This is a genomic window from Aeromonas sp. 84A, assembly GCF_051919345.1.
Lineage (GTDB): Bacteria > Pseudomonadota > Gammaproteobacteria > Enterobacterales > Aeromonadaceae > Aeromonas > Aeromonas veronii.
On sequence record NZ_JBQBEW010000001.1, the window covers coordinates 1,945,645 to 1,969,555 of the forward strand.

The window sequence follows — 23,911 nt, forward strand, 5'->3', positions numbered from 1 at the left end:
CAGTCTTGGGCAAGTGACGTTGAAACAAAATTCCGCATTGTTGATCCACTTAACAATAACGACGTTTGTATGGCTACCTTGGTATTGATTTAATTGTCATTTGTCTATGCTGTTTCGGGTGAGAGTCCGTGTGAGTTTGGTAGTGACGATCCCATTGCTTTCGTTCCTCCGTGAGATGTTCGTGCGTTAGTCGGGCCTGTTATCAGGCCCTTTTTTTATTGTGTCTGGCTGATCTGCTTGCCTTCTGACCACTTGAGCTACCTCGCCTGTGATGACTGCATCCAGCGTGACATTACGCATAGTGCTGCGGGGTTCATTTGTATAAACTGCCCGCCAGATAATGGATAGACGACTGACGGGCCGGACTTTTTCTCGCCGATGCATCACCTTGGCTGCATCGCCTTCTGTTGACCCACCACCCTGGATAGGTCCCTGCTGCGCCCGCAAGGCTCGGCATGTGCCGCCCCGTCAGTCTGACGACTTGGCCCGCATCCTCACCTTGGCTTTCGCGCAGGTGAGCTGTGACGGCAACATGCATAACCGGAGAACCCCATGACCGACCTCAACGAGCTCAGCCAGGCGCTGCTGGCCGCCGTTCCTGAAGATGGCAGCAGCATCGGCAACCAAGCCCTGATGGAAACCTTGAAAGCCCAATTCAGCGACCTGACCGATGAGGTATTTACCGCCGCACGCGAGGCCCTGCTGGAACAGGGCGTTCTGCGCAAGGGGCGCGGGCGGGGCGGTGCTGTACTCCGGGTGTTGGATGGCGAAGCCGCCGTTGCAGCACCACGCAAAGCGAAAGCGAGTGGCAGGGCGAAGCAGGCCAAGGATGAGCCGCAAGCTACCGGTATCGAGGGGCTGAAGAAGACCCTGTGGGCTGCCGCAGACAAGCTGCGTGCCGACATGGACGCCGCCGAGTATAAGCACATCGTGCTGGGCCTTATCTTCCTCAAGTACATCTCCGACTCCTTCGCCGCCCGTCGCGCTGAGCTCACCCGCCGCTTTGCCGATGAGAGCGACGAGTACTTCCTCTACGACTGTGACGATGAGCTGCTGGCCGAGGAGCTGGAAGACCGTGACTACTACCGTGAGGTGAACGCCTTCTGGGTACCGGAAGGGGCCCGTTGGGAGGGGCTGCGAGCGCATGCCAAGCAGGCCGATATCGGCAAGCGCATTGACGATGCACTGACCCTGATCGAGCAGGAAAACCCGCGCCTCAAGGGTATCCTCGACAAGCGCTACGCCCGTGCCCAGTTGCCCGATGGAAAGCTCGGCGAGCTGGTGGATCTGGTTTCCAAGATTGGTTTTGGCAGTGATGTCGGTGAAGCTCGCGACATCCTGGGGCAGGTCTACGAGTACTTCCTTGGCGAGTTTGCCAGTGCCGAGGGCAAAAAGGGGGGCCAGTTCTACACGCCTGCCAGCATCGTCAAGACGCTGGTGGCGGTACTTGCTCCCCATCATGGTCAGGTCTACGACCCCTGCTGCGGTTCAGGCGGCATGTTCGTGCAGTCGGAGAGGTTTATCGAAGCCCATGGCGGCAAGCTGGGTGATGTCTCCATCTACGGTCAAGAGTCGAACCCGACCACTTGGCGGCTGGCGGCGATGAACCTCGCCATCCAGGGGATGGACTACAACCTCGGGCGCGAAAACGGTGATACCTTCACCCGCAATCAGCACCCGGACTTGCGGGCTGACTTTGTGCTGGCCAACCCGCCGTTCAATATCAGCGACTGGTGGCATGGTAGCCTCGAGGGGGATCCGCGCTGGGTTTACGGCACGCCGCCTGCGGGCAACGCCAACTACGCCTGGCTGCAGCATATGCTCTACCACCTCAAGCCAACTGGCCGTGCCGGTATCGTGTTGGCCAACGGTTCCATGAGCTCTAGCCAGAATAGCGAGGGCGATATTCGCCGTGCCATGGTGGAGGCGGACGTGGTGGAGTGCATGGTGGCCCTGCCGGGCCAGCTTTTCTTCAACACCCAGATCCCCGCCTGCCTCTGGTTCCTCGCCAAGAACAAGACCCGCCGCCAGGGCGAGGTGCTGTTTATCGATGCCCGCAAGCTGGGCACCATGATCAGCCGGGTGCAGTGTGAACTGGACGAGGCCGCCATCGCCAAGATTGCCGATACCTTCCACGCATGGAAAGGGGAGTGCGAGCAGCCTTACGAGGATGTAGCGGGCTTCTGCCGCAGCGTAGCCTTGGCCGAGATTGCCGAGTACGGCCATGTGTTGACCCCTGGCCGCTATGTAGGGGCCGAAGAGGTTGAGGAGGACGATGAGGCCTTTGCCGACAAGATGGCTCGCCTAACCAAACAACTCGGCGACCAGATGACCAAGGGGGCCGAGCTGGATCTGTTGATTAAGCAGAAACTGGGGGGACTTGGGTATGAGTTCTGAGCTACGTAAGCGCTTAATGCAAGCAGGAGCATCTGTTCCTTATGAATGGGATGTTGTACCTCTCGAGGCTTTACTGAAAGACGCTAAAAGTATCTCTGTTGGTGTTATGTACCCGGGCCCTCATACCCCCGGAGGTACACCGCTTATTAAGGTCGGTGATATAAAAGGTGGCTTGGTAACGCAAAAGCCAGAGTATTGCATCTCAAGTGAAACTGATGAGTTACATCAGCGAACCCGACTTCACGGTGATGAATTGCTTATTACACTGGTTGGTAATCCTGGTGAGTGTGTTGTTGTAGAGCCTTGCATGGCCGGTTGGAACCCTGCAAGAGCTATCGCTGTTATCAGGCTTGCTAACCCTGGCTGGCGTATTTACTTGAAGGCCGTCTTGGAGAGCGCAGCGAGTAAACACCTGATTGATTCTGTACTTAATACTACAGTTCAAAAAACACTTAACCTGAAGGATATTCGTCAACTTCCTATCCCTCTGCCACCAGAAAAGGTAATTCAGTCTCTCAGTGATTTTTCGGATGTGCTAAGCAAGCGTATCTCCCTACTGCGCGAGACCAACGCCACGTTGGAGGCCATCGCGCAGGCGTTGTTCAAGTCGTGGTTTGTTGACTTCGACCCGGTCCATGCCTGTGCTCGTGGGGAGCAACCGGCAGGTCTGGCCCCCGAGGTCGCCGCCCTGTTCCCCGACAGCTTCGAAGAGTCCGAACTTGGTATGGTGCCGAAGGGGTGGGGAGTACAGCCGATACGTGATGTGGTTGAGGGGGTTTATGATGGCCCCCACGCTACACCGCCAGAATCAAATGTTGGGCCTGTCTTCTTGGGTATCAAGAACTTGACTGGCACAGCATTGGATCTCAGTGACGTACGCCACATTGCTGATGAAGACTTCATCAAGTGGACTAAGCGTGTGACCCCAAAAGCGGGTGACATCGTCTTTAGCTACGAGGCTACGTTGGGCTTCTTTGCGTTGATTCCAGATGAAGTTAAGTGTTGCTTGGGGCGTCGGCTGGCGTTGATTCGTCCTATGGCGATAGATGGACACGGCCATTTTTGGTTTCATCAGTTTGTCGCTGCGCCATTTCAGCGACACCTCGACAAGCACACTATTCAAGGTGCGACAGTGAATCGCATTGCATTGAAAGAGTTTCCTAGTTACCCAGTACTCAACCCCCCGAGCGAGTTAAAACAAGCATTTGAAGTACGTGCAGCGGCAATCTGGCACAAGATTCATCTCAATCAGAAGCAAGCCCAAACCCTCGCCAATTTGCGCGATACCCTGCTACCCCGCCTGATCTCCGGCCAACTGCGCTTGCCGGATGCTGAGGCACAACTGAGTGAGGTCGGATTATGTCAGTAATTCAGGATGCTTATCTGCTGACTTGGAATCCAGAGCACTACAAGGATGGTGGTAACGCAGGGGTAAGGGTCGGGGTATGTGAGCGATGGACTTGCAATTCAACTAAGCCGCAACCAGGGGACCGGGTATATCTGATCCGTCTTGGCGTTGACCCTAGAGGTATGGTCGCGCGCGGGACTGTGACCAAAGGAAGTTTTGAGGCTGAGGATTGGCGGGATGCGAACAAGAGTCGTCGATATATCGAGTTTATCCCCGAGGAGACCCGCCCGAATTGTGCCTCGGGTTTGGTGCCCCTATTGCTTCTTGAGCTGTTATCGCAAGGCCAGTTCAAGTGGAGTGCACAGAGTTCGGGGATAAGTATCCCCGCTGAATTGGCACAACGGTTGGATAACCTTTGGGAGGCTGGACGTGACGTACATAGCCTGGCCCAATGCGCTCATTGGTTTCAGGCCCAATCAGACTGGGAGAACGGAAGTTGGAAGCCACAATACCGTAGCCGTATCGATGCAATCGAAGCAATCAAGGCTGGACGGGCCACTCTCGATAAGGAGACGCTTGATTGGTTGTGGCGTGAAGGTAGTAACGGTGTGTGTACTGTATCGCCCGGTCACTTACCCAATATCGAATATGAGCGAAATATCGCACTGCTGCATGAGTTGGCCACCCAGGTAATACAAGAACCCGATCGCGAGACTTACCAACGCGTTTTTGACCGTTGGGAGAGTGCGAAAAGGGCGGGGTTGTTTCGGCAAACCTATATGGCAGTGGTGCATCGAGTGTTCGCGGCGGTTGCACCATCGCTCTATACGACGCTAGTGAACGTTCAGCATTGCCGTACCTTGCTTGGACATTTTAAACGTGATTTTGAGTTAGAAATTGTAGATAGCCGTGACTGGATTGCGTTAAATCGTGTAATCCAACGGTCTATCCATGAGGTTGGTTTAGCGGATCGAAGTCCAATCGACAATAACATATTCGTCTGGAGACTTTTTGAAGCATTTAGCGGAACCTTGCTCAAGGCCAGCGACGCTTCGCCCTCCCTTGTCCTATCACACGACAGCAAGGAGCACATCGTGGCCACAAAACCCCCCTTGAACCAGATATTGTTTGGCCCCCCCGGTACTGGCAAAACCTACCACACAATCGAGAAGGCATTAGCGATTCTTGAGCCGACTCTGTTAGCCAAGCCCGGAGTGACTCGAGCTGAGTTGAAGGCGGCATTTGACCGCCATAAAGATGCAGGGCAGTTGGCTTTTGTAACTTTTCATCAGAGCTTCAGCTATGAGGACTTTGTGGAGGGCATCCGGGCTGAGAGCAGGGAAGATGGGGGGCTTGATTACAAGGTTGAGCAAGGGGTGTTTGCAACTTTGTGTGAGCGGGCTCGACGTGGAGTTGTTGCGGTTGATGACCCATTTGAGCAAGCTTTGCAGAAGTTAGTTGAACAAGCAGAGCTGACAGAAGATGGTTGGTTGCCTATGCAGACTGCTCGTGGGAAGCGCTTCAAGGCTCGTTACTTCCCTGATAAGGGCACCTTTGCGATCGACCAAGAAAGTCGACAGGGAGACCGCAACCACGATTCGGCCAATATGAAGTACGTGCGAGCGCTGTATGAAACTGGCGAGAAAGGGGGATACAACACCTCTTACGTACAGGGGATGCTCGATTACCTTAAGGCGCAATGTGGTTTGGCCTTGTCGGTTGATGGTGGTGGTCACAGAGAGCGTAAGCCATTCGTGTTGATCATCGATGAGATTAACCGGGGCAATGTTTCACGCATTTTCGGTGAGTTGATCACCCTGATTGAGCCAAGCAAGCGAGCTGGGGAAAGCGAGGCGCTGACCACCACGCTGCCTTACTCCAAGCGCCCCTTTAGCGTACCGGGCAACCTCTACCTTATCGGCACCATGAACACCGCCGACCGCTCCTTGGCCGGACTCGATATCGCGCTGCGTCGCCGCTTTGTGTTTGAAGAGATGCCACCCAGGGCCGATCTGCTTGATGGTGTGGTCATCGAGGAAGAGGGGCACAAGGTAGACGTAGGTCGCTTGCTGCATACGCTGAACCAGCGCATCGAGGTGCTGCTGGACCGCGACCATTGCCTCGGTCATGCCTACTTTATGCCGCTCAAAGCTGCTGTAAAGCCGACCATGGCGCAGTTGGCGAGCATCTTCCAGCATCAGGTCTTGCCGCTGTTGCAGGAGTACTTCTTTGAGGACTGGCAGCGCATCGCCTGGGTGCTCAATGATCATCGCAAGAGCCGCGCTGAGGCGATGTTCCTCACACCTCCCAAACTCGATATCAAGACCCTGCTTGGTGATATAGCGGTTGGGGGGCAGCGCCAACGTTGGTGCATCAATGAGAAGGCGTTTACGCGTATTGAGGCCTATGCCTTGACCATCGAGGGTGACAAGGGGGCGCAGTGAAGGCTCCCATCACGGTTCGTGAGTATGGTCGGCTAACCGTTAGAGATAACGCTGTTGATACGCTGACGCTTGCCCATATAGACCCGGTTGATTTCGATTGGCTATGTCAGTTGAGCCAGCGCTACAAGGTAAGCCATGCACCCGCTCTTGCGCAGGTGGAAGATAGCCGGACCTTGCAACTGGACAACTACGTGGGGGTGATAGAGACCCCCACCGGGCAGGTGATCGAGATCCTGCCCAAGACCGCCAATGAGGATGACCCACTCGAGGATGGTCGTGAGTTGATCCGCCGGATGCTGGAACGAGCCCTGGATCTGCCACCCCGTGAAACGGCGGAGGCGTCGTTGGATCGCTTTGATATGCCGCTCAATGAGTGGGTTATTGCGCGCTTTCTGGCCGAGCTCGATCAGCTGGTCAAACGTGGCGTGCGCAGTGACTATCAGCGTCTTGAGGCGACCGAGCCGTTCTTGCGTGGTCAGCTGGATGTCGCCCGGCAGATGCGCCAGCCACCGGGTCGGGGCCACCATTTTGCGTTACGTTACGACCTCTTCTTGCCCGACCGGGCCGAGAACCGGCTGCTCAAGCGGGCGCTGGAGGCCGTCGCCAATGCGACTCAACACCCGGACAACTGGCGGTTGGCACAGGAGCTGCGCCACTTGCTGGTGGATGTGCCTGCCAGCCGCGATGTGGAAGGGGACTTCAGACTGTGGCGACATGACCGCTTGATGGCCCACTATCAAGGGGTTCGGCCGTGGTGTGAGCTCATCCTCTATCGTGCCATGCCGAGTGCCCTGAATGGTGAGTGGCGCGGCATCAGCCTGTTGTTCCCCATGGAGCGGCTGTTCGAGCGCTATGTAGAGGCGTGCCTGCGTCGACAGTTGTTACCTGGAGCCGAGCTAAGCAGGCAAGTTGCCAGTGAATCGCTTTGTACCCACCAAGGTAAGAAGATGTTCCAGTTGCAGCCGGACCTCTTGTTGCAGCACGGCAACAAGCGTTGGGTGATGGATGTGAAGTGGAAGCGGCTCGATAGCAGCGACCGTGATGGCAAGTACGGCATCAGCCAGGGTGACCTCTACCAACTGTTTGCCTATGGCCACAAGTACCTGACCGAGCAAGATGATGGTCATCTGGTATTGATTTATCCATCATGGAGCCAGCTCAAAGTTCCACTCGAACCTTTTTGTTATGATGCCCGCCTGACGTTGTGGGTCTTGCCGTTTGACTTGGCTGCCAGTTCGTCCCACCGGCTGATATTGCCTTGCCAGCCGGGGGCGGATTCTGCGTGCGAACTGCGTTTGCCGCTGAGGCCCACCGAGCCCGCCTGACGGGCGTTTCTCCCTGTTGATGAGTGATGGTGCATGACCGAAGATCAGTTGGAACAAGAGGTGCTGGGGTGGTTGGCCGAGGTGGGCTATCGCGTGGTGTGTGGCTACGATGTGGCCCCCGATTCTGATAATCCGTGGCGTGCGAACTTCAATCAGGTGCTGTTGCTCGACCAGTTGAGAGGCGCGATAGCACGCCTCAATCCGTCTGTGCCGATGGTAGCGCGTGAAGACGCGCTGGCGCAGGTGGTCAATCTCGATACCCCGGCGCAACTGTCGGCCAACAGGGCGTTTCACCGCCTGCTGGTGAATGGAGTGCCAGTCCAGTACCAGCGGGATGGCGAGACGGTGGGGGACTTTGTCCGCCTCGTTGACTTCGAGGATCCTACCGCCAACGAGTGGCTGGCCATCAATCAGTTCACCATCAAGGGGCCCAAGCACACCCGACGCCCAGACATCATCCTCTTCGTCAACGGGTTGCCGCTGGTTGTGCTGGAGCTCAAGAACCCGGCCGACGTGCATGCCGACATCTGGAAGGCATTCGACCAACTGCAGACCTACAAGGAGCAGATCCCCGACCTGTTCCAGTACAACGAGATCATGATTGCCTCCGATGGTAGCGAGGCGCGGATGGGATCGCTGTCTGCGGATGCCGAACGCTTTATGCAGTGGCGCACGGTGGATGGGGTCAACCTCGACCCCTACGGCGAGTTTGGCGAGCTGGAGACCATGGTGCGCGGCATTCTGACCCCGGCCATGTTGCTCGATTACCTGCGCTTCTTCGTGCTGTTTGAAGATGACGGCCGGTTGGTCAAGAAGATCGCCGGTTACCATCAGTTCCATGCGGTCAGGGCGGCCATTGAGCAGGTGGTGCTGGCGTCGCGTCCAGATGGTAGCCACAAGGGCGGGGTGGTTTGGCATACCCAGGGCAGTGGCAAGAGCATCACCATGACCTGCTTTGCGGCGCGGGTGATGCGAGACGCCGCGATGGAGAACCCGACCATCGTCGTCATCACTGACCGCAATGACCTTGATGGCCAGCTGTTCGGGGTCTTCTCACTCTCGCAAGATCTGCTGCGCGAGGAGCCGGTGCAAGTTAGTACGCGAGGTGACCTGCGTGACAAGCTTGGCAACAGGCCCTCCGGCGGCATCGTGTTCACGACCATCCAGAAGTTCATGCCCGGCGAGGATGAGGACTCGTTCCCGGTGCTCAGCGACCGTGCCAACATCGTGGTCATCGCGGATGAAGCACATCGAACCCAATACGGTTTCAGCGCCTCGCTCAAAGCGCCAGGCAAGGTTGCAGAAGGGGCTGCGCGCTATCAGGTCGGGTATGCCCAGCACTTGCGCGACGCGCTGCCCAACGCGACGTTCGTGGCCTTTACCGGTACGCCCGTATCTGCGGAAGACCGGGACACTCGCGCCGTCTTTGGCGACTACATCCACGTCTACGACATGCAGCAGGCCAAGGACGATGGTGCCACGGTTGCCATCTACTACGAGTCACGCTTGGCCAAGTTGTCACTTAATAACGAAGAGCTTCCCCACATCGACGACGAAGTGGATGAGCTGGCCGAGGATGAGGAAGAGAGCGAGCAGGCCAAGCTTAAGTCACGGTGGGCAGCCTTGGAGAAGGTGGTTGGCAGCAAGCCAAGAATTGAGCGGGTTGCCGCCGATCTGGTGGCCCACTTCGAAGAGCGCAATCAGGCGCAGCATGGCAAGGCCATGGTGGTCGCCATGAGCCGCGAGATTTGCGTGCACTTGTATGATGCCATCGTGGCCCTGCGCCCCGACTGGCATGACTCTGACCCCGACAAGGGGGCCATCAAGATCGTGATGACCGGCAGCGCTTCTGACAAGGCATTGCTGCGGCCCCACATCCATGCCACCCAAGTGAAGAAACGGCTGGAGAAGCGGTTCAAAGACCCGAGTGACCCGCTCAAGTTGGTCATCGTGCGAGACATGTGGCTTACCGGCTTCGACGCGCCCTGCGTACATACCCTTTATGTGGACAAGCCGATGAAGGGCCACAACCTGATGCAGGCCATTGCACGGGTAAACCGGGTGTTCAAGGACAAACAAGGTGGGTTGGTGGTCGATTACATCGGTATCGCCAACGAGCTCAAGAGCGCTATCAAGGAGTACACCGCCAGCCGTGGTCGTGGTCGCCCTACGGTCGATGCCCGTGAGGCCTACGCGGTGTTGGAGGAGAAGCTGGATGTACTGCGCTCCATGTTGCATGGCTTCGATTACAGCGACTACCTCACGGGTGGACACAAGCTGCTGGCAAGGGCTGCTGACTTCATCCTTGGTCTTGAAGATGGCAAGAAGCGCTTTGCTGACAACGCGCTGGCGATGAGCAAGGCATTCACCCTCTGTTGCACCCTTGATGAAGCCAAGGCGGTACGAGAGGAAGTGGCCTTCTTGCAAGCGGTCAAGGTGATGCTGACCAAGAAAGAGGTCACCCGGAAGAAGAAGACTGACGAAGAGCGCGATCTGGCCATTCGCCAGATCATCGGCAATGCTGTGGTATCGGGCGATGTGGTCGATGTGTTTGAAGCGGTCGGCCTCGACAAGCCCAACATCGGTCTGCTCGATGATGAGTTTCTGGCCGAGGTACGCAACCTGCCGGAGCGCAATCTCGCCGTGGAGCTGCTCGAGCGGTTGCTGGAGGGGGAGATCAAGGCGAAGTTCGCGACCAACCTCTCCCAGGAAAAGAAGTTCTCGGAGATGCTGAGCAAGGTCATCCAGCGCTATCAGAACCGCTCCATCGAGACCGCGCAGGTTATCGAGGAGCTGATCGACATGGCCAAGAAGTTTGCCGCTGTGAGCAAGCGGGGGCAGGCCTTGGGCCTCAACGATGACGAGCTCGCCTTCTATGATGCCCTTGCCAACAATGAGGCGTCTGTGCGTGAGCTGGGTGACGAGATACTGGCCAAGATAGCCCACGAGCTGACTGCCAGCCTGCGCCGTAGCGTGACCGTTGACTGGAGTAGCCGAGAGAGCGTCAGGGCCCGGTTACGTCTGTTGGTCAAGCGTATCCTGCGCAAGTACAAGTACCCGCCAGACCAGCAGGAAGAAGCTGCCCAGTTGGTGCTGGCACAGGCTGAGAGTTTGTGTGAGGTGTGGTGTTGAGTGGGGGAGGCGCGAGCCTCCCTCACCTTATCTATCAAGATGTGTAGATATGGCTTACTTCAGTATGACGCTGCCTGAAGGTATCTGGTTGGCCTCTTCGAGGCTCAGGTAGCGTGGGCCTTGTACGCTGGCCAGTGACTTGAATAGCCACGGATGCGGCTTTAGCCAAGCTTTGGTGTCTTCGTAAACGTCTCCACCGACCACGAAGTAACGACCATCACACCCGTCATCGTGTAGTTCATTGACATCAGGTGTCGAGAGTTTCAGCTGGCAGTCTTCGATGACAACCACGACTTGAGACTTGTAAACCCCAATGACGGTGGAGATTTTGTTGGCCATATCACTTGAAACCCGCCAAGCGCTAATGGCGCCCTTGTAAGCACCTCGGCTGGAGTAGGTCTCTACCAAGTTGACTACCAATGCCGTCACAATACATACCTCGTTAAGTTGTTTGGAATGCGGTTTGTTGCTAGTGACCTGCACAGCCACCGATGAACGTGTTGATAGGGTCAGCGAGACTTGAAGTAGGTGACCTTTTCAAGGAAGTAGCGACCCAGTTCACCTTGATGTTGGTTCGCTTCGCTTTCTGCGCTGGCCAAGTGACCGTTGCGCTCCTTCCATACCGCATACGCGGCGGCCTTCTCGACCTCGACCCGTTCTTGCTGCTCTTTCGGTAGGGCGCACAGATTGTGACTCATACTGACCTCTTTGTTATTTGTTGACGCCATGGTACGCCATCAGTGGCATGCGGGACTTGCGCTGGTTCAAAGGTGGTGCGCTATAATGCCTGTATATAAATACAGGTATTATTACCATGACGCTGTTAACCCCAGACCCATCACCCGCCGAGGTGACCATCCCGCTGTTCTTGCACCGCGCCTCTTGCGGCTTTCCCAGCCCAGCCAGCGACTATCTGGAAGGGAAGTTGGACCTCAACACCCACTGCGTGGCGCACCCTGCAGCCACCTTCTATCTGCGTGCCGAGGGGGAGAGCATGACCGGGGTCGGTATCTTTCCCGGTGACTTGCTGGTGGTCGATAAGAGCCTCACCCCTCGCCATGGTGATGTGGTGATTGCACTACTCGATGGCGGCTTCACGGTAAAGACTTTGCAGCTCAAGCCGAGGTTGCGGCTGTTGCCAGCCAATCCGGCGTTCGCGCCTATCGACCCTTGTATGAGCCTCTCCCTAGAGTTGTTCGGAGTGGTCACCCATGTGATTGGCAATCTGAGGCAGCGTGATGGCTATAGCGCTCGTTGATGTAAACAACTTCTACGCCAGCTGTGAGCGGCTGTTTCGCCCTGAGCTGCGTGGCCGCCCGATCGTGGTGCTCTCCAACAACGATGGATGCGTGGTGTCGCGCAGCCCCGAAGCCAAGGCGCTGGGTATCAAGATGGCCGGGCCCTACTTCAAGATCCGCGAGCAGTTCGAGGCGCATGGCGGTGTGGCATTCAGCTCCAACTACGCGCTCTACGGCGATATGTCTGGCAGGGTGATGAGCACGTTGGAGACCATGGCCCCTGAGCTTGAGGTCTACTCCATCGATGAAGCGTTCATGGCGTTGTCGGAGTCGTTTGCCGGGGACCTGACAGCCTATGGGCAACAGATCCGGCAGCGAGTGTGGCAGTGGACCGGCCTCACGGTAGGGGTCGGGATTGGTCCCACCAAGACCCTCGCCAAGCTGGCCAACTATGCAGCCAAGAAGTGGCCTGCCACGGGCGGCGTCGTGGACTTGCGTGACGAGCTGCGCCGTGCCCGGCTGATGGCTATCACCCCGGTGGACGAGGTGTGGGGCATAGGACGGCGCTTGGGGGCCAAGTTGGTGGCACAAGGTATCAATACCGTTGCTGACCTGGTGGCTAGCGACGCCAAAGGGTTACGCGCCCAATACGGCGTGGTGGTCGAGCGGATCGTACAGGAGCTGCGTGGCCTGCCTTGCGCAGAGCTGACCGTTGAACCGGCGGCGAAGCAGCAGATCCTCTCGAGCCGTTCCTTTGGTGAGCGCGTGACCGACCGTGGAGAAATGGCCCAGGCGTTGTCGGGCTTTATGGCTCGCGCAGCCGAGAAGCTGCGGGCCGAGGGAATGTGTTGCCAGCGGGTGCACCTGTTCGTGCGAACCAGCCCCTTTGATGAACGAGCCCCTTACTACAGTGAGCAGGCTGGCGTCCGGCTGGTCTGCCCTAGCGATGATACCCGGTTGCTGCTGCAGCAAGTGAACGTGCTGCTACCGCAGATTTGGCGCGACGGTTACCGTTATCAGAAGGGGGGAGTCATGCTGAGTGAGTTCACCCCCAAGGGGCAACAACAGGCAGATCTCTTTGCCCCGTCCTCCGCTCAATCAGATGCGCTGATGGCAGTGATGGACCAGATCAAAGCCAAGGGATTGGGGCGCGTAGGCTTTGCCAGCCAAGGTACGGGGTCGCCTGAGTGGATGATGCGACAAGAGCACCTGAGCCCCTGCTACACCACCCGCTGGGAGGACCTGCCGGTGGCGAGGTAACCAAGGCACAAGGAACCTGCTACTTGGCTGTAGTTGGACGTTTTGGAAAAGTGCTGCGAATGTAGACGGGTCTCGGTGACACATTCCACATGCGCGGCGGCGGGGTCACCTCCCGCCCCCCCATCTTGATTTGATCCACCCCCACCACCTCGTCGGTACCGGTTTTTCTCCCTTGTGCAACCGATAGCCACACTCACCCTCGACTCATCCTTTGCGGGTGAGTGTGCTGTTATGACTGCTGCTAGGTATGGTAACCAATTGAAATTGCTCGAATGTTCGTTTCCTATAATAGGAAACGAACCCCATCTTTGGCATGAGCTAGGGGAGGGGGAGTGCGTTCGAGATCCCGTCGAGCAGGGCCGCATCAATCGACCTGTGGCCCAATATCTGTCATGAACTTATGAAGTTACACCCAACTTGATGGGAATAAATATCAATTGCATTTGGTGGCAGTTTGTCCCCCTAAAGGGGGACTTAAATCTTGGGGCGGCAATAGTGCCAAAACCAAAGGACACCATCATGAAAGTGAATCTCGATCTCATAGAGCGACTCTTTGGCAAGTCGGGCCGGTCGATCCAGCGGATGCTGGATAACGGTCAGCTGACCAAGGAGGAGTTGTTGGACTTCAGCCTGTTTGTCGCGTCACTGACGGTGGCAACAGGGGGCATTCTGGGCAAGCCGTTGATGGATAGCATCAAGTGGGGATTGAGTGAGCGCATCATCTCCGGTCTGAACCCGTCTCTCGTTGGGCTCCATGTTAGCCACACCCAGCGGGAAGAGAAGGTGAGCGTGAGTGCCAAGCGAAAGGCTCGTCGTGTCTCGCTCAACGGTGATGAGGTGTTGGAGCTGGCCTATCTGATGGCCATCGCGGATGAACATTTCTTTGAGCAACTGCGAGGGCGAGTCGAGACCGACCTGCGGGAGAGGGTATGGTCGCAGGAGGAGCTGGTCGCTCAACTGACACACAAGCGGCAGCGCTGGCTTGATGAGGACTGCTCCGACGAACCACAATCCCCCCTGCATTAATAGCAAACAAGAAAAGGGGCCGCGTCCTGCGGCCCCTGTTGTTTACTCTCCACCTTGTTCCGCCAACAGCCTGTCGTGGGCGTCCGCGATCTTGTCTAACGACAATTGGTACACCCTGGATTGGCTGTGGCGTGGCAGGTCGCGGCCGGTGCCATGCATGAGAATGCCGTGTTTACGCAACACCTTATGGACGTAGTTGGCGTTAAAATCGGCGAAGGTCTTTTTAAACCCATACACGTAGAGGTGCAGGTCGGGCCCGAGTTTGTAGCCGTAAGTCTCTCCCAGCTTCGTTACATTCGGCCCATCGGCAAGGTACTGCCCGTGGCGCCCTTCGAGTAGGTCGACCAACTGCTCGATAATGTTTGCTTCTTCAAGGGAGCCGCTTGTACCACGCCTTGCGAGCCACTTGCGGAATAGTTGCTCGACAACAGCTGCTACACTACCCGCAGGCCAACCTGTGATCCCGAAGCGGTTGGCCAACTCACCTGCAGCTGATATCAATCCGAATGCATCGGCTACCCTTTGCACTTGGCCATCACACTCTTTGGCTCCAAGCCGTCGCATCATGTCAGCGCGATGTTCGTCAACGAATGCCTGAGCACCATTGATGTCCAAGGTCAGCTCTTCAACAAAAGATCGGAAGGCAATGCCATGATACTGGGCAGTCCGTTCTGCGAGGGCCTTGGAAAGGGAGGCACCATTCGGGTAGCCATGCAACTCTTCGAAGATGCCATGCCGGTCTGTATCGGCCTCAATATTGATCATGCGGACATCATGGCCAGCTTTGTGACGCTTACCGACCGAGGCAAGGCTGTGCTCCAAGTCAACTTCCCCGTTGCTGAGGAAGGTTGTTCGCCATTGCAGTTTGGCACGGCGCGACAGATCTGCATTGGCACGAGCTCGTCCTTCGCCGTTGGCCAGCATGTAGATGGTGTCGCCTAGAACATGAGGGTCAGCCTGCCCGATTTCGTCCAGAAAGAGGGTACTGTCGTTGAACAAGCCCGCAGTGGTTTCCAATCCCACCTTGGTGGCATTCCACGTCTGGATCTTGTTGGCAGGCTTGCCGAGCACACTAGCTGCAACCAACATGGCGGTGCTCTTGCCAATTGAGGATGGCCCCACCAGATGGACGCCAAAGCTGCTCTGATTGGTCAAGCGCAGCAAGGGGCCAACGAAAGCAAGCGAGGTACTTAATAGCAAGCGGCTGTTGCCAAGGCACAGCGCGGCAACGTCATCACGCCACTCGTCCAAGGTGCCTGCCACGTCGGATTGGGTTGGGTTATTCCCGGTATAGGTGTACTCATTGTCGTTGGTAGATCCCACCGGTCCATCTCCCAACATGAAGATGTGGGTATCCGGGATCCAGCCTAGTCGATCAACCCGAATGAACGTCTTGTAGGGGTTCTTCGAGTTGAGATAGTCAATCAGCTGTCTCTTCATTCCCAAGTTGAAGCGATAGCCCCCGTCCATCAGCTTCATCAACGCTTCGCGTCCGTCAGACAGCAGGTGAACGTGTGGAATGAACGCCTCCTGCGGTCGACCATCAGGGCTATACCAGCGTACTTGCAAGCCCCAGCCTAGACCCGCAGTGTCGCGCCCGCAGGCTGTTACCCAGAGTGGAGCACCGATCCTGCTCCAAACATCGTCTTGACCTTTGTCAGTGGTGACACAGTAGAGTCCATCTTGAAACTCAATGGGACCTAACTGGAAGGGCTCGGCCTTCAGCTCATAACGCTTTGTATTCATGAGATATTCCTTTATATAAAGTTGGTTGAACGATCCGGTCTCGTTGGGGTTTGTGACACAGTGACGCCGTGACACCGGATTTAATGGGCTGGAGGAGCGGCCTCAACACACGCGAGCAGTGCGGCTTTGCCGTTAAGGCAGAAGAGGTCATTGAAGTCGGTTATGCCGGGGATGGTCGGTGGCACAATCAAGCGGCCGTGCAGTTGATAAGCTGCTGCACGCGCTTTGGTTAGTCCGGGGTTGCCTGTAGTGGCATGATCGTTGTCTGCACACACCCACAGCTTGCTGTTGCTATAAAGCGTGCGAATGATATGGCCGACCTCGAGCAGGTTACCGGCAGAAAATGCAATGGCGACCGGCAGGCCGAGGTTCTCAAACAGCGTGGCCCCGGTTGAATAGCCTTCGCAAAGCAATACGGGGGCGCCGGACTTGGGTGAAGGGCCAAGGAGTAAGAACCCGCCCTTGAGTGACAACCCCCGATGGAAGCGCTTATTCCCGCTTTCATCGATGTCTTGCAAGCTCAACAACTGGGAGCGTGCATTGAAGACCGGTACTATCAACCGGTTACCAAACTGACGAGCACCGACCCCTGAGATTTGTTTGCGTGCAAGGTAAGCGTGTTGGTATGGGGGCTCGGCTGCCCCCCAATCTCTTTGGCTTCCTTGAGTGCCTTTGCTTGGGTCTCGGCAAGCCGATGTGCCTCAGCTGCTTTTGCTTGCTGAGTGAGTTGGGCACGGATATAGCTTGGTATTGCGGGTCCGATTGGCCGCCATACGCACTTTATTCCCAACTTCCACGAGCCAAAGACGGCATGATTACCCAACTCGTCGGTGATCAACCAACCATTGCTTGTACCAGGGCGGTCCCCTTGAATATGAAAGCGGAGAACCTGACCAGGAGTAGGGTTCAATGCGCGTGATGGCTTCACGCCCATGTCAGTCATTGAGTCTTCCAAGGAGAGGGCGGTGGTCATGGTTACATCCCCCCGACCAACTTCTGCATCAAGTCCTCGATATCACAGCTGCGCCAAGCGACGCGGCGACGCCCGAGCTTGTAATTTTGCGGGTAGAGACCCTGCTTCATTCCGTCATACCAAGTCGTCTTGCTGACAGGGATTAAAGCCAGCACTTCGTAAAGAGAAAGGAAGTGGTAGGAGCAGGTAGTTGATGAGCGCAGTTTGGCCTTAATTGTTGCTGGGGCAGAGGCGCAAGAGCGCTTGGTACCTTTGGGGTAAGTCTGAGGAGTGGCATTTTGATTCATACTGAGCTCCTTGCGTAGCAGTTGGTCAGCGTACGGTGTTGTCCCTGTCCGTACAGTGAGCGCAGTGAATCACTAATTTAAAAACTCCACATCAAATTTTTTTTCTAAGGTTATGTTTTTCATAACGTTTTTGTTATGTTTTTCATAACATCTCGGCGTTTTTTGTTATGTTTTTCATAACGTTTTTGGGTGTTTTTTAGACTTTGTTTTCATAACGATGTTGCTTTTTAGTTCATTTGGTTTGTTTGTTGCGGGGGGAGTACGATGATTTGGGTGGAGGGATATAGGTACAGTGATTGGTACATTGCGACTTTGTATTGATTCAAAATGCTTTAAAATTCAACTTCCTCAAGTGATGATTGCACTGGCTGTCTCTCCGCCACATACCAAGCCCAACCTGTTTAGCAGGTTGGGCTTTTTCTTTTGGTGATGTGCTGAGGAATTATCCGGCTGACTGTGTATCTGTGGTCATCGAGCCGGGTTAATGCTGTTGGATGCTCGCCGTGCCTGCCAGGAGTGCAGGCGCTGCTGCGCCCCGATGATGAAGACAAAAAAGACCGGTACGAAGAAGATGGCCAGCAGGGTGCCGCTGATCATGCCTACTTTAAAGAAGACGTCGTTGGGCATACCGCGCAGCATCACGGCCGCGACGGCACCGAGCAGGCCCAGCGGCACCACCAGCATCACCGAGAGCGGGATCGACCAGCTCTCGTAGAGTGCCGCCAGCACCAGGAAGACCACCAGCGCCGACAACAGCATCAGCAGGGGGCCTGCTCGGCCGACTGGCGCTCTTGCAACGACTGTCCCGTCCAGGCCAATGCGAAGCCTGGCGGCAATTGCGCCACCAGGCGCTCCATCTCCGCCATCGCCGCTCCGCTAGAGATGCCGGGCGCTGCCCCCCCGGCAATACGCACGGCAGGGAAGCCATCGAAGCGCATCATCTGTTGCGGCGATTCGCGCCATTCCGGTGTCACCACCTCCCGCAGGGGGACCATGCCGCCGCTGGCATTGCGCACCCGCAGGCCGAGCACATCATCGAGCTGCATGCGCGCCGACGCGTCGGCCTGCAGAATGACCTGTTGCATGTGTCCGCCGTTGGGGAAGTCGTTGACGTAGAGCGATCCCATCGCGGCCGACAGGGTACTGCTCACGCTGGCGAACGAGAGTCCCATGGCTTCGGCCTTCTGTCGGTTGATCTCGAGGTGAATGCTCTCGCCGGGAGGCAGATTGTCGGGATACACATCACTGACTACCTGGCTTTTGGCGGCCAGTTCCAGCAGTTGGGCCTGAGCGGCCAGCAGCGCGGCTTCCCCCCGGTTGGCTCTGTCTTGCAGGAACAGGGTGAAGCCGGAGGCGGTGCCCAGTTCGTCGATGGCGGGCGGCAGTAGGCTCATTACAGTGCCTTCAGGAATATTTGCCATGGCTGCTTGTGCCAGATCTGCCTCTTCGGCTGCCGTGGCACCATGACGCTGATCCCAATCTTTGAGCATGGTGAAGGCCATGGCGGCATTGGGGCCTGCGCCGGAGAAGCTGAAGCCCTGCACCACCAGGTTGGTGTCCAGCGCCTCGCGAGAGGCGATGTGAGCCTCGAAGGCCTTGACCACCTCAAGAGTACGCTCGCTGGTGGCGCCGGTTGGCAACTGGATGGAGGTCATGAAGTAACCCTGATCCTCGTCCGGCAGGAAAGAGGAGGGCAGCTGGGCGGCGGCGATGGCCAGCACGGCGCAGAGAGCGGCAAAGGTTGCCATCATCCGTCCGCTGCGCCCGACCAGCCGGGTTACACGCGCACCGTAGCCTGCCGTGAACCGCTCGAAACTCCGGTTGAAGGCACCGAAGAAGCCGCGCTTCTCATGATGATCTGGACTGACCGGACGCAGCAAGGTGGCGCAGAGCGCAGGCGTCAGGGTCAGGGCGAGGAAGGCCGAAATGAGGATCGACACCGCCATCGACAGGGTGAACTGCTGGTAGATGACCCCCACCGAGCCGCTGCCAAACGCCATGGGAAGGAACACCGCCGTGAGCACCAGGGTGATACCGATCACCGCCCCGGTGATCTCCTTCATGGCTTGCGACGTCGCCTCCCGGGGCGACAGCCCCCGGGTGGCCATCAGGCGCTCGACGTTCTCCACCACCACGATGGCGTCGTCAACTATGATGCCGATGGCCAGCACCATGCCGAACATGGTGAGAGAGTTGATCGAAAAACCGGCCAGCAGCATCACCGCGAAGGTGCCAAGCAGAGCGATGGGGGCGACGATGGCCGGGATCAGGGTGTAGCGCAGGTTCTGCAGGAAGAGAAACATCACCAGAAACACCAGCACCATGGCTTCCAGCAGGGTGTGGATCACCTTTTCGATGGAGACCTTGACGAAGGGGGCCGAGTCAAAGGGGATCGAATAGGCCATGCCCGCCGGCAGGGTGGGGGCGAGCTTGGCGAGACGGGTGCGCACCGCATCTGCGGTACGCACGGCGTTGGCGCCGGGGGAGAGCTGGATGGCGGCGCTGGTGGCGGCTACCCCGTTCTCGCGGTTGGAAAAGGCGTAGGATTGCGCCCCCAGCTCGACCCGGGCGACATCACCCAGCACCAGCTTGGCGCCATCACCACTGGCTCGCAGCACGATGGCGGCGAATGCCTCGGGGGTCGTCAGCTGCCCCTGAACCGTGAGGGGAACCGTCAGGCGCTGCCCCGGCAGGGCGGGTTCGTCACCGAGGCGCCCCGGGGCAATCTGGATATTCTGCTGCTCGATGGCCTGTGCCACCTCGCTGATAGTCAGCCCGTAGGCGGCGAGTTTGGCCGGATCTACCCAGATGCGCATGGCCTGCTCGGCGCCAAACAGCTGCACTCGTCCTACCCCGTCGATGCGGCGCAACTCCTGCACAATATTGCGTGCCATGTAGTCGTTGAGGGCAACCTCATCGAAGCGGCCATCCGGTGAGGTCATGCCGACCATCATCAGAAAACCGGATGAGGCGGACTCCACCTGCAGGCCGGTTTGCCGCACCGCTTGTGGCAAGCGAGGTTCGACTGCCTTGATGCGGTTTTGCACGTCCATCTGGGCAAGCTCAGGATCGGTGCCCGGCTTGAAGGTGGCGGTGATCTGCGCGCTGCCCGAGGCGTCCACCGACGACTCGAAGTAGAGTAGGTTCTTCACTCCCGACAGCTCGCGCTCGATAAGGCTCACCACCGCATCGTTCAGGGTCTGCGGTGTGGCGCCCGGATAGGTGGCATAGAGAGTCACCGACACCGGCGCCACCGAGGGATAGCGGGAGATGGGGAGCTTGGGGATGGCGATGACCCCTGCCAGCACGATGAACAGGGCGATCACCCAGGCAAACACCGGGCGATGGATAAAAAACTGCGGCATGGATAACTCTCCGATTCAGCGAATGCCACTGTCAGCCGGTTGGCTGAAAGCGGGTGGTTGCCAGGGGGAAGCTGTGACCTGAACCCCCGGGGTCAGACGGTCGATCCCTTCGATCACCACCTGTTGCCCGGCACTGAGCCCGGACGCGATGCGGTACTGGCTATTCACCAGTTCAGCTGTGTTGACCGGAACCAGCTGTGCCTGCCCCTGGCCATCCACCACCCACACGCTGGTCTGACCCGATGTGCGAACTACCGCCTGCTGGGGCACGGTCAGGGCGTTGGCATAGCGGGCACGGGGGATGCGCGCCTGCACATAGAGGCCGGGCAACAGGCGCCGCTCAGGGTTATCCACCAGCACCCGCAGCAGCACGTCGCCGGTTCCGGCATCGACCTCGATGCCGGAGAAGAGGATGCGCCCCTGCATTCCCAGCGGTGTGCCATTGCTGCCGAGGATCTCCACCGCCAGTTCCGGTGCCGTTGAGCCAGCCTGCTGGCGCAGGGATTCCAGCACCGAGGCCGGTTGGCGCACATCGACGTAGACCTGATCAATCTGCTGGATCCGGGCCATGGGGGTGGCATCGGTGGGCGACACCAGGGCCCCTTCACTCACCAGCGCCTGATCGATGCGTCCGGCGATGGGGGCCTCCACGCTGGCAAATTGCAGGTTCAGCTGGTGCCGGGCCAGAGTCGCCCTGGCCTGGGCCACATCGGCGGCCGCCTGATCCCGCTGGGAGATCGCATCGTCATAGGTCTGGCGGCTGATGGCGTCGGTGCGCAGCAGCGGCCGCAGGCGCTCAATCTGGATGCGGGCGCGGGCCAGCACGGCCTCGGCCCGTTGCAATGCGGCGGCGGCGCTGTCGACATCGGCCTTGAAGGGGGCCGGGTTTATCTGGAACAGCACAGTGCCAGCGCTGATCTCGGCGCCCTGCTCGAACAGGCGGCGCTGCACGATGCCGCTGATCTGGGCGCGAATGTCGGCGCTGCGCAGTGCCGCCACCCGGGCGGGCAGATCCTCGCTGATGACAAGCTCCCGACCAGTCAGAGTCAGCACCGATACCTGAGGAGGGGCGGGTGCCTCCTGCTCTTGCGGCGCGACATCGCAACCCGCCAACCCGAATGCGGCAATGACGGCGAGCAGGGCGCCCGCATACCGCTGTTTGACAAACATCATCCACTCACCTCGTTAAACCGTCTCTCCGGTGTGATGTGACCGAAGAGTGCATCGAGCGGCCATTATGGCGAGGGGCTATTGCGAATGATTCGAGGCTTTGTGGAGAATCCATGGAGGCGATGATAAAGTTCAACGCCACCTTTTTTCGAGTCCGACTATGTCCCATCTCAATGCTCCCGCCAGCCCGGCGGGCCAGTCACTGGTACTGATTGCAGAGGATGAAGCCGAGATCGCCGACATCCTCGCCGCTTACCTGCAACGTCATGGCTTGCGCTCCCTGCACGCCGCCGATGGCCGTGAAGCGCTGGTCATGCATCAGGCATTCAAACCCGATCTCCTGCTGCTGGATGTGCAGATGCCGCAACTGGATGGCTGGCAGGTGCTCAGCGAGATCCGGGCGCGCGGCGACACGCCGGTGATCATGCTGACCGCCCTCGATCAGGATCTCGACAAGCTGATGGGGCTGCGCATGGGGGCGGATGACTATGTGGTCAAACCCTTCAATCCGGCCGAAGTGGTAGCGCGAGTGCAGGCCGTGCTCAGGCGCACCCGAGCCGTAAAGCCTGCCACGGCGAACGTGTTGCGGGTCGGCCTGTTTCAGATCGATCTGGAGAGCCACGAGGCCAGCATTTTCCGCGATGACCAGCAGCAGGTGCTGGAGCTGACCTTGACCGAGTTCAAGTTGCTCGCCTCTTTGATGCGGGCGCCAAAACGGGTGTTCAGCCGCGCCGAACTGCTGACTCACTGCTTGCCGGAGGGGGATACCCAGGAGCGTACAGTGGATAGCCACATCAGCAAGTTGCGCAAAAAACTGGAGACACACGGCATTCAGGGGGTCCCCGCCAGTGTCTGGGGCGTTGGCTATCGCTTCGGGGGCGATGCATGAAATCGGCGCCCGGCCTTCGCAGGCAGATCATCCGCTCTCTGGGCCTGATGACGCTTGGTATCATCTCCCTCGCGGTGATCGGCACCTATGTGTTTTATGGCATCGCCGTGGCGTTTGTGCCGGGCAGCATCTCCGAGACCTGGGTGCCCTCCAGAGTCGAGATGATCTGGATCGGCTCCACCATTCTCATTGCATTGGGGATGGCGTTGTACGTGGCGGTGCGCCTCTCTCGCCGCATCCTGACTCCCCTCAACTCGGTGGCAACCAGCCTGCGCGAGGTGGCCGAGGGCAAACTCGATGCCCGTGTGCCGGAGGATGAGCAGGCGATCGGGGAGACGGCGCAACTGGTGCGCGACTTCAACGCCATGGCCGAGCGGCTGCAGAGCATGACCCGCGAGCGGGAGTTCTGGAATGCCGCCATTGCCCACGAGTTGCGCACTCCGGTGACCATTTTGCGCGGCCGTTTGCAGGGGCTGGCCGAAGGGGTATTTCCTCCCAGCAGCGAACTCTTCGAGGGGTTGCTGCGTCAGGTGGAGGGGCTCAATCACCTGATCGAGGATTTGCGGGTATTGAGCCTCAACGACAGCGGCCATCTGGAGTTACAGCGGACCGAGGTCAGGCTGGCCGACGAGCTTGCCGTGGTGCTTGAGGCATTTGCCAGCCCTCTGGCGGCGAGCGGATTTGTGTTGCAGCGGGAGCTGGATAGCGAACTTCATGTTTGCTGCGATCTGTTTCGTATCCGTCAGGCTCTGATGGCGCTGTTGGAAAATGCCCAGAAGCACGCGCTGCCGGGCCTGCTGACCGTGCGGCTGCATCGCTCGGAGAGTGTGTGCGTCCTGAGTGTGGAAGATGAGGGGCCAGGCATCAGCGAGGAGATCGCCGCCTGTATCTTCGATGCGTTTCGTCGCGGAGATCCGTCACGCTCGCGCAAGAGCGGCGGTAGCGGACTCGGACTCGCCGTGATCAAGGCGATTGCCGAGGCGCACGGCGGCAGCGCGGTTTGCCGAGCTACCGGGCAGGGAGGGAGCCGATTCGTGCTCTCCTGGCCCATCTCTGCCATGTCCGGTGGCCCTGAAATCTAGCCTAGGGGCGACAGGTTCTGATGAAGCTATACAGCTGACAGCTGCCCGCACAGGGGCGTTCGACAAGCGACTGCCATAAGGGTTTTCACCGCTTGTGCCGGGTGAGCAGGAGGGGTTGGGACATGGTTCATTTGGCGCGAAATCACGGTTTTTGCCGTCAAAAGTTGAAACCGTTTTCAGAAATCCTTTTCAACTGTGATCCGCTTCAAAGCTTTTTCGGGCGCCAACC

The 23,911-nt window shown here is 58.1% G+C and carries 17 protein-coding genes and 1 pseudogene; 10 read left to right on the top strand and 8 right to left on the bottom strand.

The genetic code is table 11. The features are described 5' to 3' along the window. Nucleotides 1-552: 552 nt before the first annotated feature. From ACTG20_RS09050 to ACTG20_RS09070, 5 genes are read left to right on the top strand one after another with little or no spacing between them, the layout of a single operon-like run. Nucleotides 553-2,397 carry a type I restriction-modification system subunit M gene (locus tag ACTG20_RS09050; protein ID WP_439987592.1) on the top strand — a complete coding sequence of 615 codons (1,845 nt, stop codon included), beginning with the start codon at nt 553-555 and terminating at the stop codon, nt 2,395-2,397. After that, complete coding sequence (locus ACTG20_RS09055; RefSeq protein ID WP_439982788.1) at nt 2,387-3,766, top strand: hypothetical protein; 1,380 nt, start codon at nt 2,387-2,389, stop codon at nt 3,764-3,766. Before ACTG20_RS09050 ends, ACTG20_RS09055 begins: the two co-directional genes overlap by 11 nt. Then, the gene (locus ACTG20_RS09060) at nt 3,757-6,189 is read left to right on the top strand and encodes an McrB family protein (RefSeq protein WP_234879092.1); all 2,433 of its coding nucleotides are present in this window, start codon (nt 3,757-3,759) and stop codon (nt 6,187-6,189) included. The genes ACTG20_RS09055 and ACTG20_RS09060 overlap by 10 nt, the downstream gene beginning before the upstream one ends. Then, entirely contained in the window at nt 6,186-7,514 is a 1,329-nt protein-coding gene (locus ACTG20_RS09065; protein ID WP_439982786.1) for an McrC family protein, read from the top strand. The genes ACTG20_RS09060 and ACTG20_RS09065 overlap by 4 nt, the downstream gene beginning before the upstream one ends. A 33-nt stretch (nt 7,515-7,547) precedes the next feature. Beyond that, nucleotides 7,548-10,646, top strand: coding sequence for a type I restriction endonuclease subunit R (locus ACTG20_RS09070; RefSeq protein WP_439987594.1), 3,099 nt, complete (start codon nt 7,548-7,550; stop codon nt 10,644-10,646). Nucleotides 10,647-10,700: 54 nt separating this feature from the next. On the opposite strand, the gene ACTG20_RS09075 is transcribed toward ACTG20_RS09070, so the two are convergent. Then, nucleotides 10,701-11,075 carry a hypothetical protein gene (locus ACTG20_RS09075; RefSeq protein ID WP_136501560.1) on the bottom strand — a complete coding sequence of 125 codons (375 nt, stop codon included), beginning with the start codon at nt 11,073-11,075 and terminating at the stop codon, nt 10,701-10,703. Nucleotides 11,076-11,155: 80 nt separating this feature from the next. Then, nucleotides 11,156-11,344: a DUF3283 family protein gene (locus ACTG20_RS09080; protein ID WP_064341007.1), complete on the bottom strand. Its 189-nt coding sequence runs from the start codon at nt 11,342-11,344 to the stop codon at nt 11,156-11,158. A gap of 116 nt (nt 11,345-11,460) precedes the next feature. Here ACTG20_RS09080 and umuD point away from each other — a divergent pair, with 116 nt between their 5' ends. From umuD to ACTG20_RS09095, 3 genes are all read left to right on the top strand, one after another. After that, on the top strand, nt 11,461-11,904 hold the full coding sequence (umuD, locus tag ACTG20_RS09085; protein ID WP_043133244.1) for a translesion error-prone DNA polymerase V autoproteolytic subunit: 444 nt from the start codon (nt 11,461-11,463) through the stop codon (nt 11,902-11,904). Further along, a complete protein-coding gene (gene umuC, locus ACTG20_RS09090; RefSeq protein ID WP_136501387.1) occupies nt 11,885-13,144 on the top strand; it encodes a translesion error-prone DNA polymerase V subunit UmuC in 1,260 nt (419 codons plus the stop codon). The genes umuD and umuC overlap by 20 nt, the downstream gene beginning before the upstream one ends. 519 nt (nt 13,145-13,663) lie before the next feature. Next, entirely contained in the window at nt 13,664-14,170 is a 507-nt protein-coding gene (locus ACTG20_RS09095; RefSeq protein WP_136501562.1) for a hypothetical protein, read from the top strand. Nucleotides 14,171-14,212: 42 nt separating this feature from the next. Here ACTG20_RS09095 and ACTG20_RS09100 read toward each other — a convergent pair whose 3' ends face one another. From ACTG20_RS09100 to ACTG20_RS09125, 6 genes and pseudogenes are all read right to left on the bottom strand, one after another. Beyond that, nucleotides 14,213-15,916 (bottom strand): DUF927 domain-containing protein, encoded by a 1,704-nt coding sequence (locus tag ACTG20_RS09100; protein WP_136501563.1) that lies wholly within the window; start codon nt 15,914-15,916, stop codon nt 14,213-14,215. 80 nt (nt 15,917-15,996) lie between these two features. Continuing rightward, complete coding sequence (locus ACTG20_RS09105; RefSeq protein ID WP_440007990.1) at nt 15,997-16,434, bottom strand: toprim domain-containing protein; 438 nt, start codon at nt 16,432-16,434, stop codon at nt 15,997-15,999. Between the two features lie 38 nt (nt 16,435-16,472). Continuing rightward, nucleotides 16,473-16,889, bottom strand: coding sequence for a hypothetical protein (locus ACTG20_RS09110; protein ID WP_440007992.1), 417 nt, complete (start codon nt 16,887-16,889; stop codon nt 16,473-16,475). A 2-nt stretch (nt 16,890-16,891) separates the two neighbouring features. After that, nucleotides 16,892-17,176: a helix-turn-helix transcriptional regulator gene (locus ACTG20_RS09115; protein WP_136501564.1), complete on the bottom strand. Its 285-nt coding sequence runs from the start codon at nt 17,174-17,176 to the stop codon at nt 16,892-16,894. Between the two features lie 468 nt (nt 17,177-17,644). Beyond that, nucleotides 17,645-20,541, bottom strand: a pseudogene (locus tag ACTG20_RS09120) (multidrug efflux RND transporter permease subunit). Nucleotides 20,542-20,556: 15 nt separating this feature from the next. After that, nucleotides 20,557-21,714, bottom strand: a complete 1,158-nt coding sequence (locus tag ACTG20_RS09125; RefSeq protein WP_338710111.1) for an efflux RND transporter periplasmic adaptor subunit — start codon at nt 21,712-21,714, stop codon at nt 20,557-20,559. A 157-nt stretch (nt 21,715-21,871) separates the two neighbouring features. Between ACTG20_RS09125 and ACTG20_RS09130 the strand changes: the two genes are divergently transcribed. Together ACTG20_RS09130 and ACTG20_RS09135 are read left to right on the top strand one after the other, a co-directional pair. Continuing rightward, nucleotides 21,872-22,600 carry a response regulator gene (locus ACTG20_RS09130; RefSeq protein WP_439987596.1) on the top strand — a complete coding sequence of 243 codons (729 nt, stop codon included), beginning with the start codon at nt 21,872-21,874 and terminating at the stop codon, nt 22,598-22,600. Next, nucleotides 22,597-23,682 carry an ATP-binding protein gene (locus tag ACTG20_RS09135; protein ID WP_194495794.1) on the top strand — a complete coding sequence of 362 codons (1,086 nt, stop codon included), beginning with the start codon at nt 22,597-22,599 and terminating at the stop codon, nt 23,680-23,682. The genes ACTG20_RS09130 and ACTG20_RS09135 overlap by 4 nt, the downstream gene beginning before the upstream one ends. The last annotated feature ends 229 nt before the right edge of the window (nt 23,683-23,911 follow it).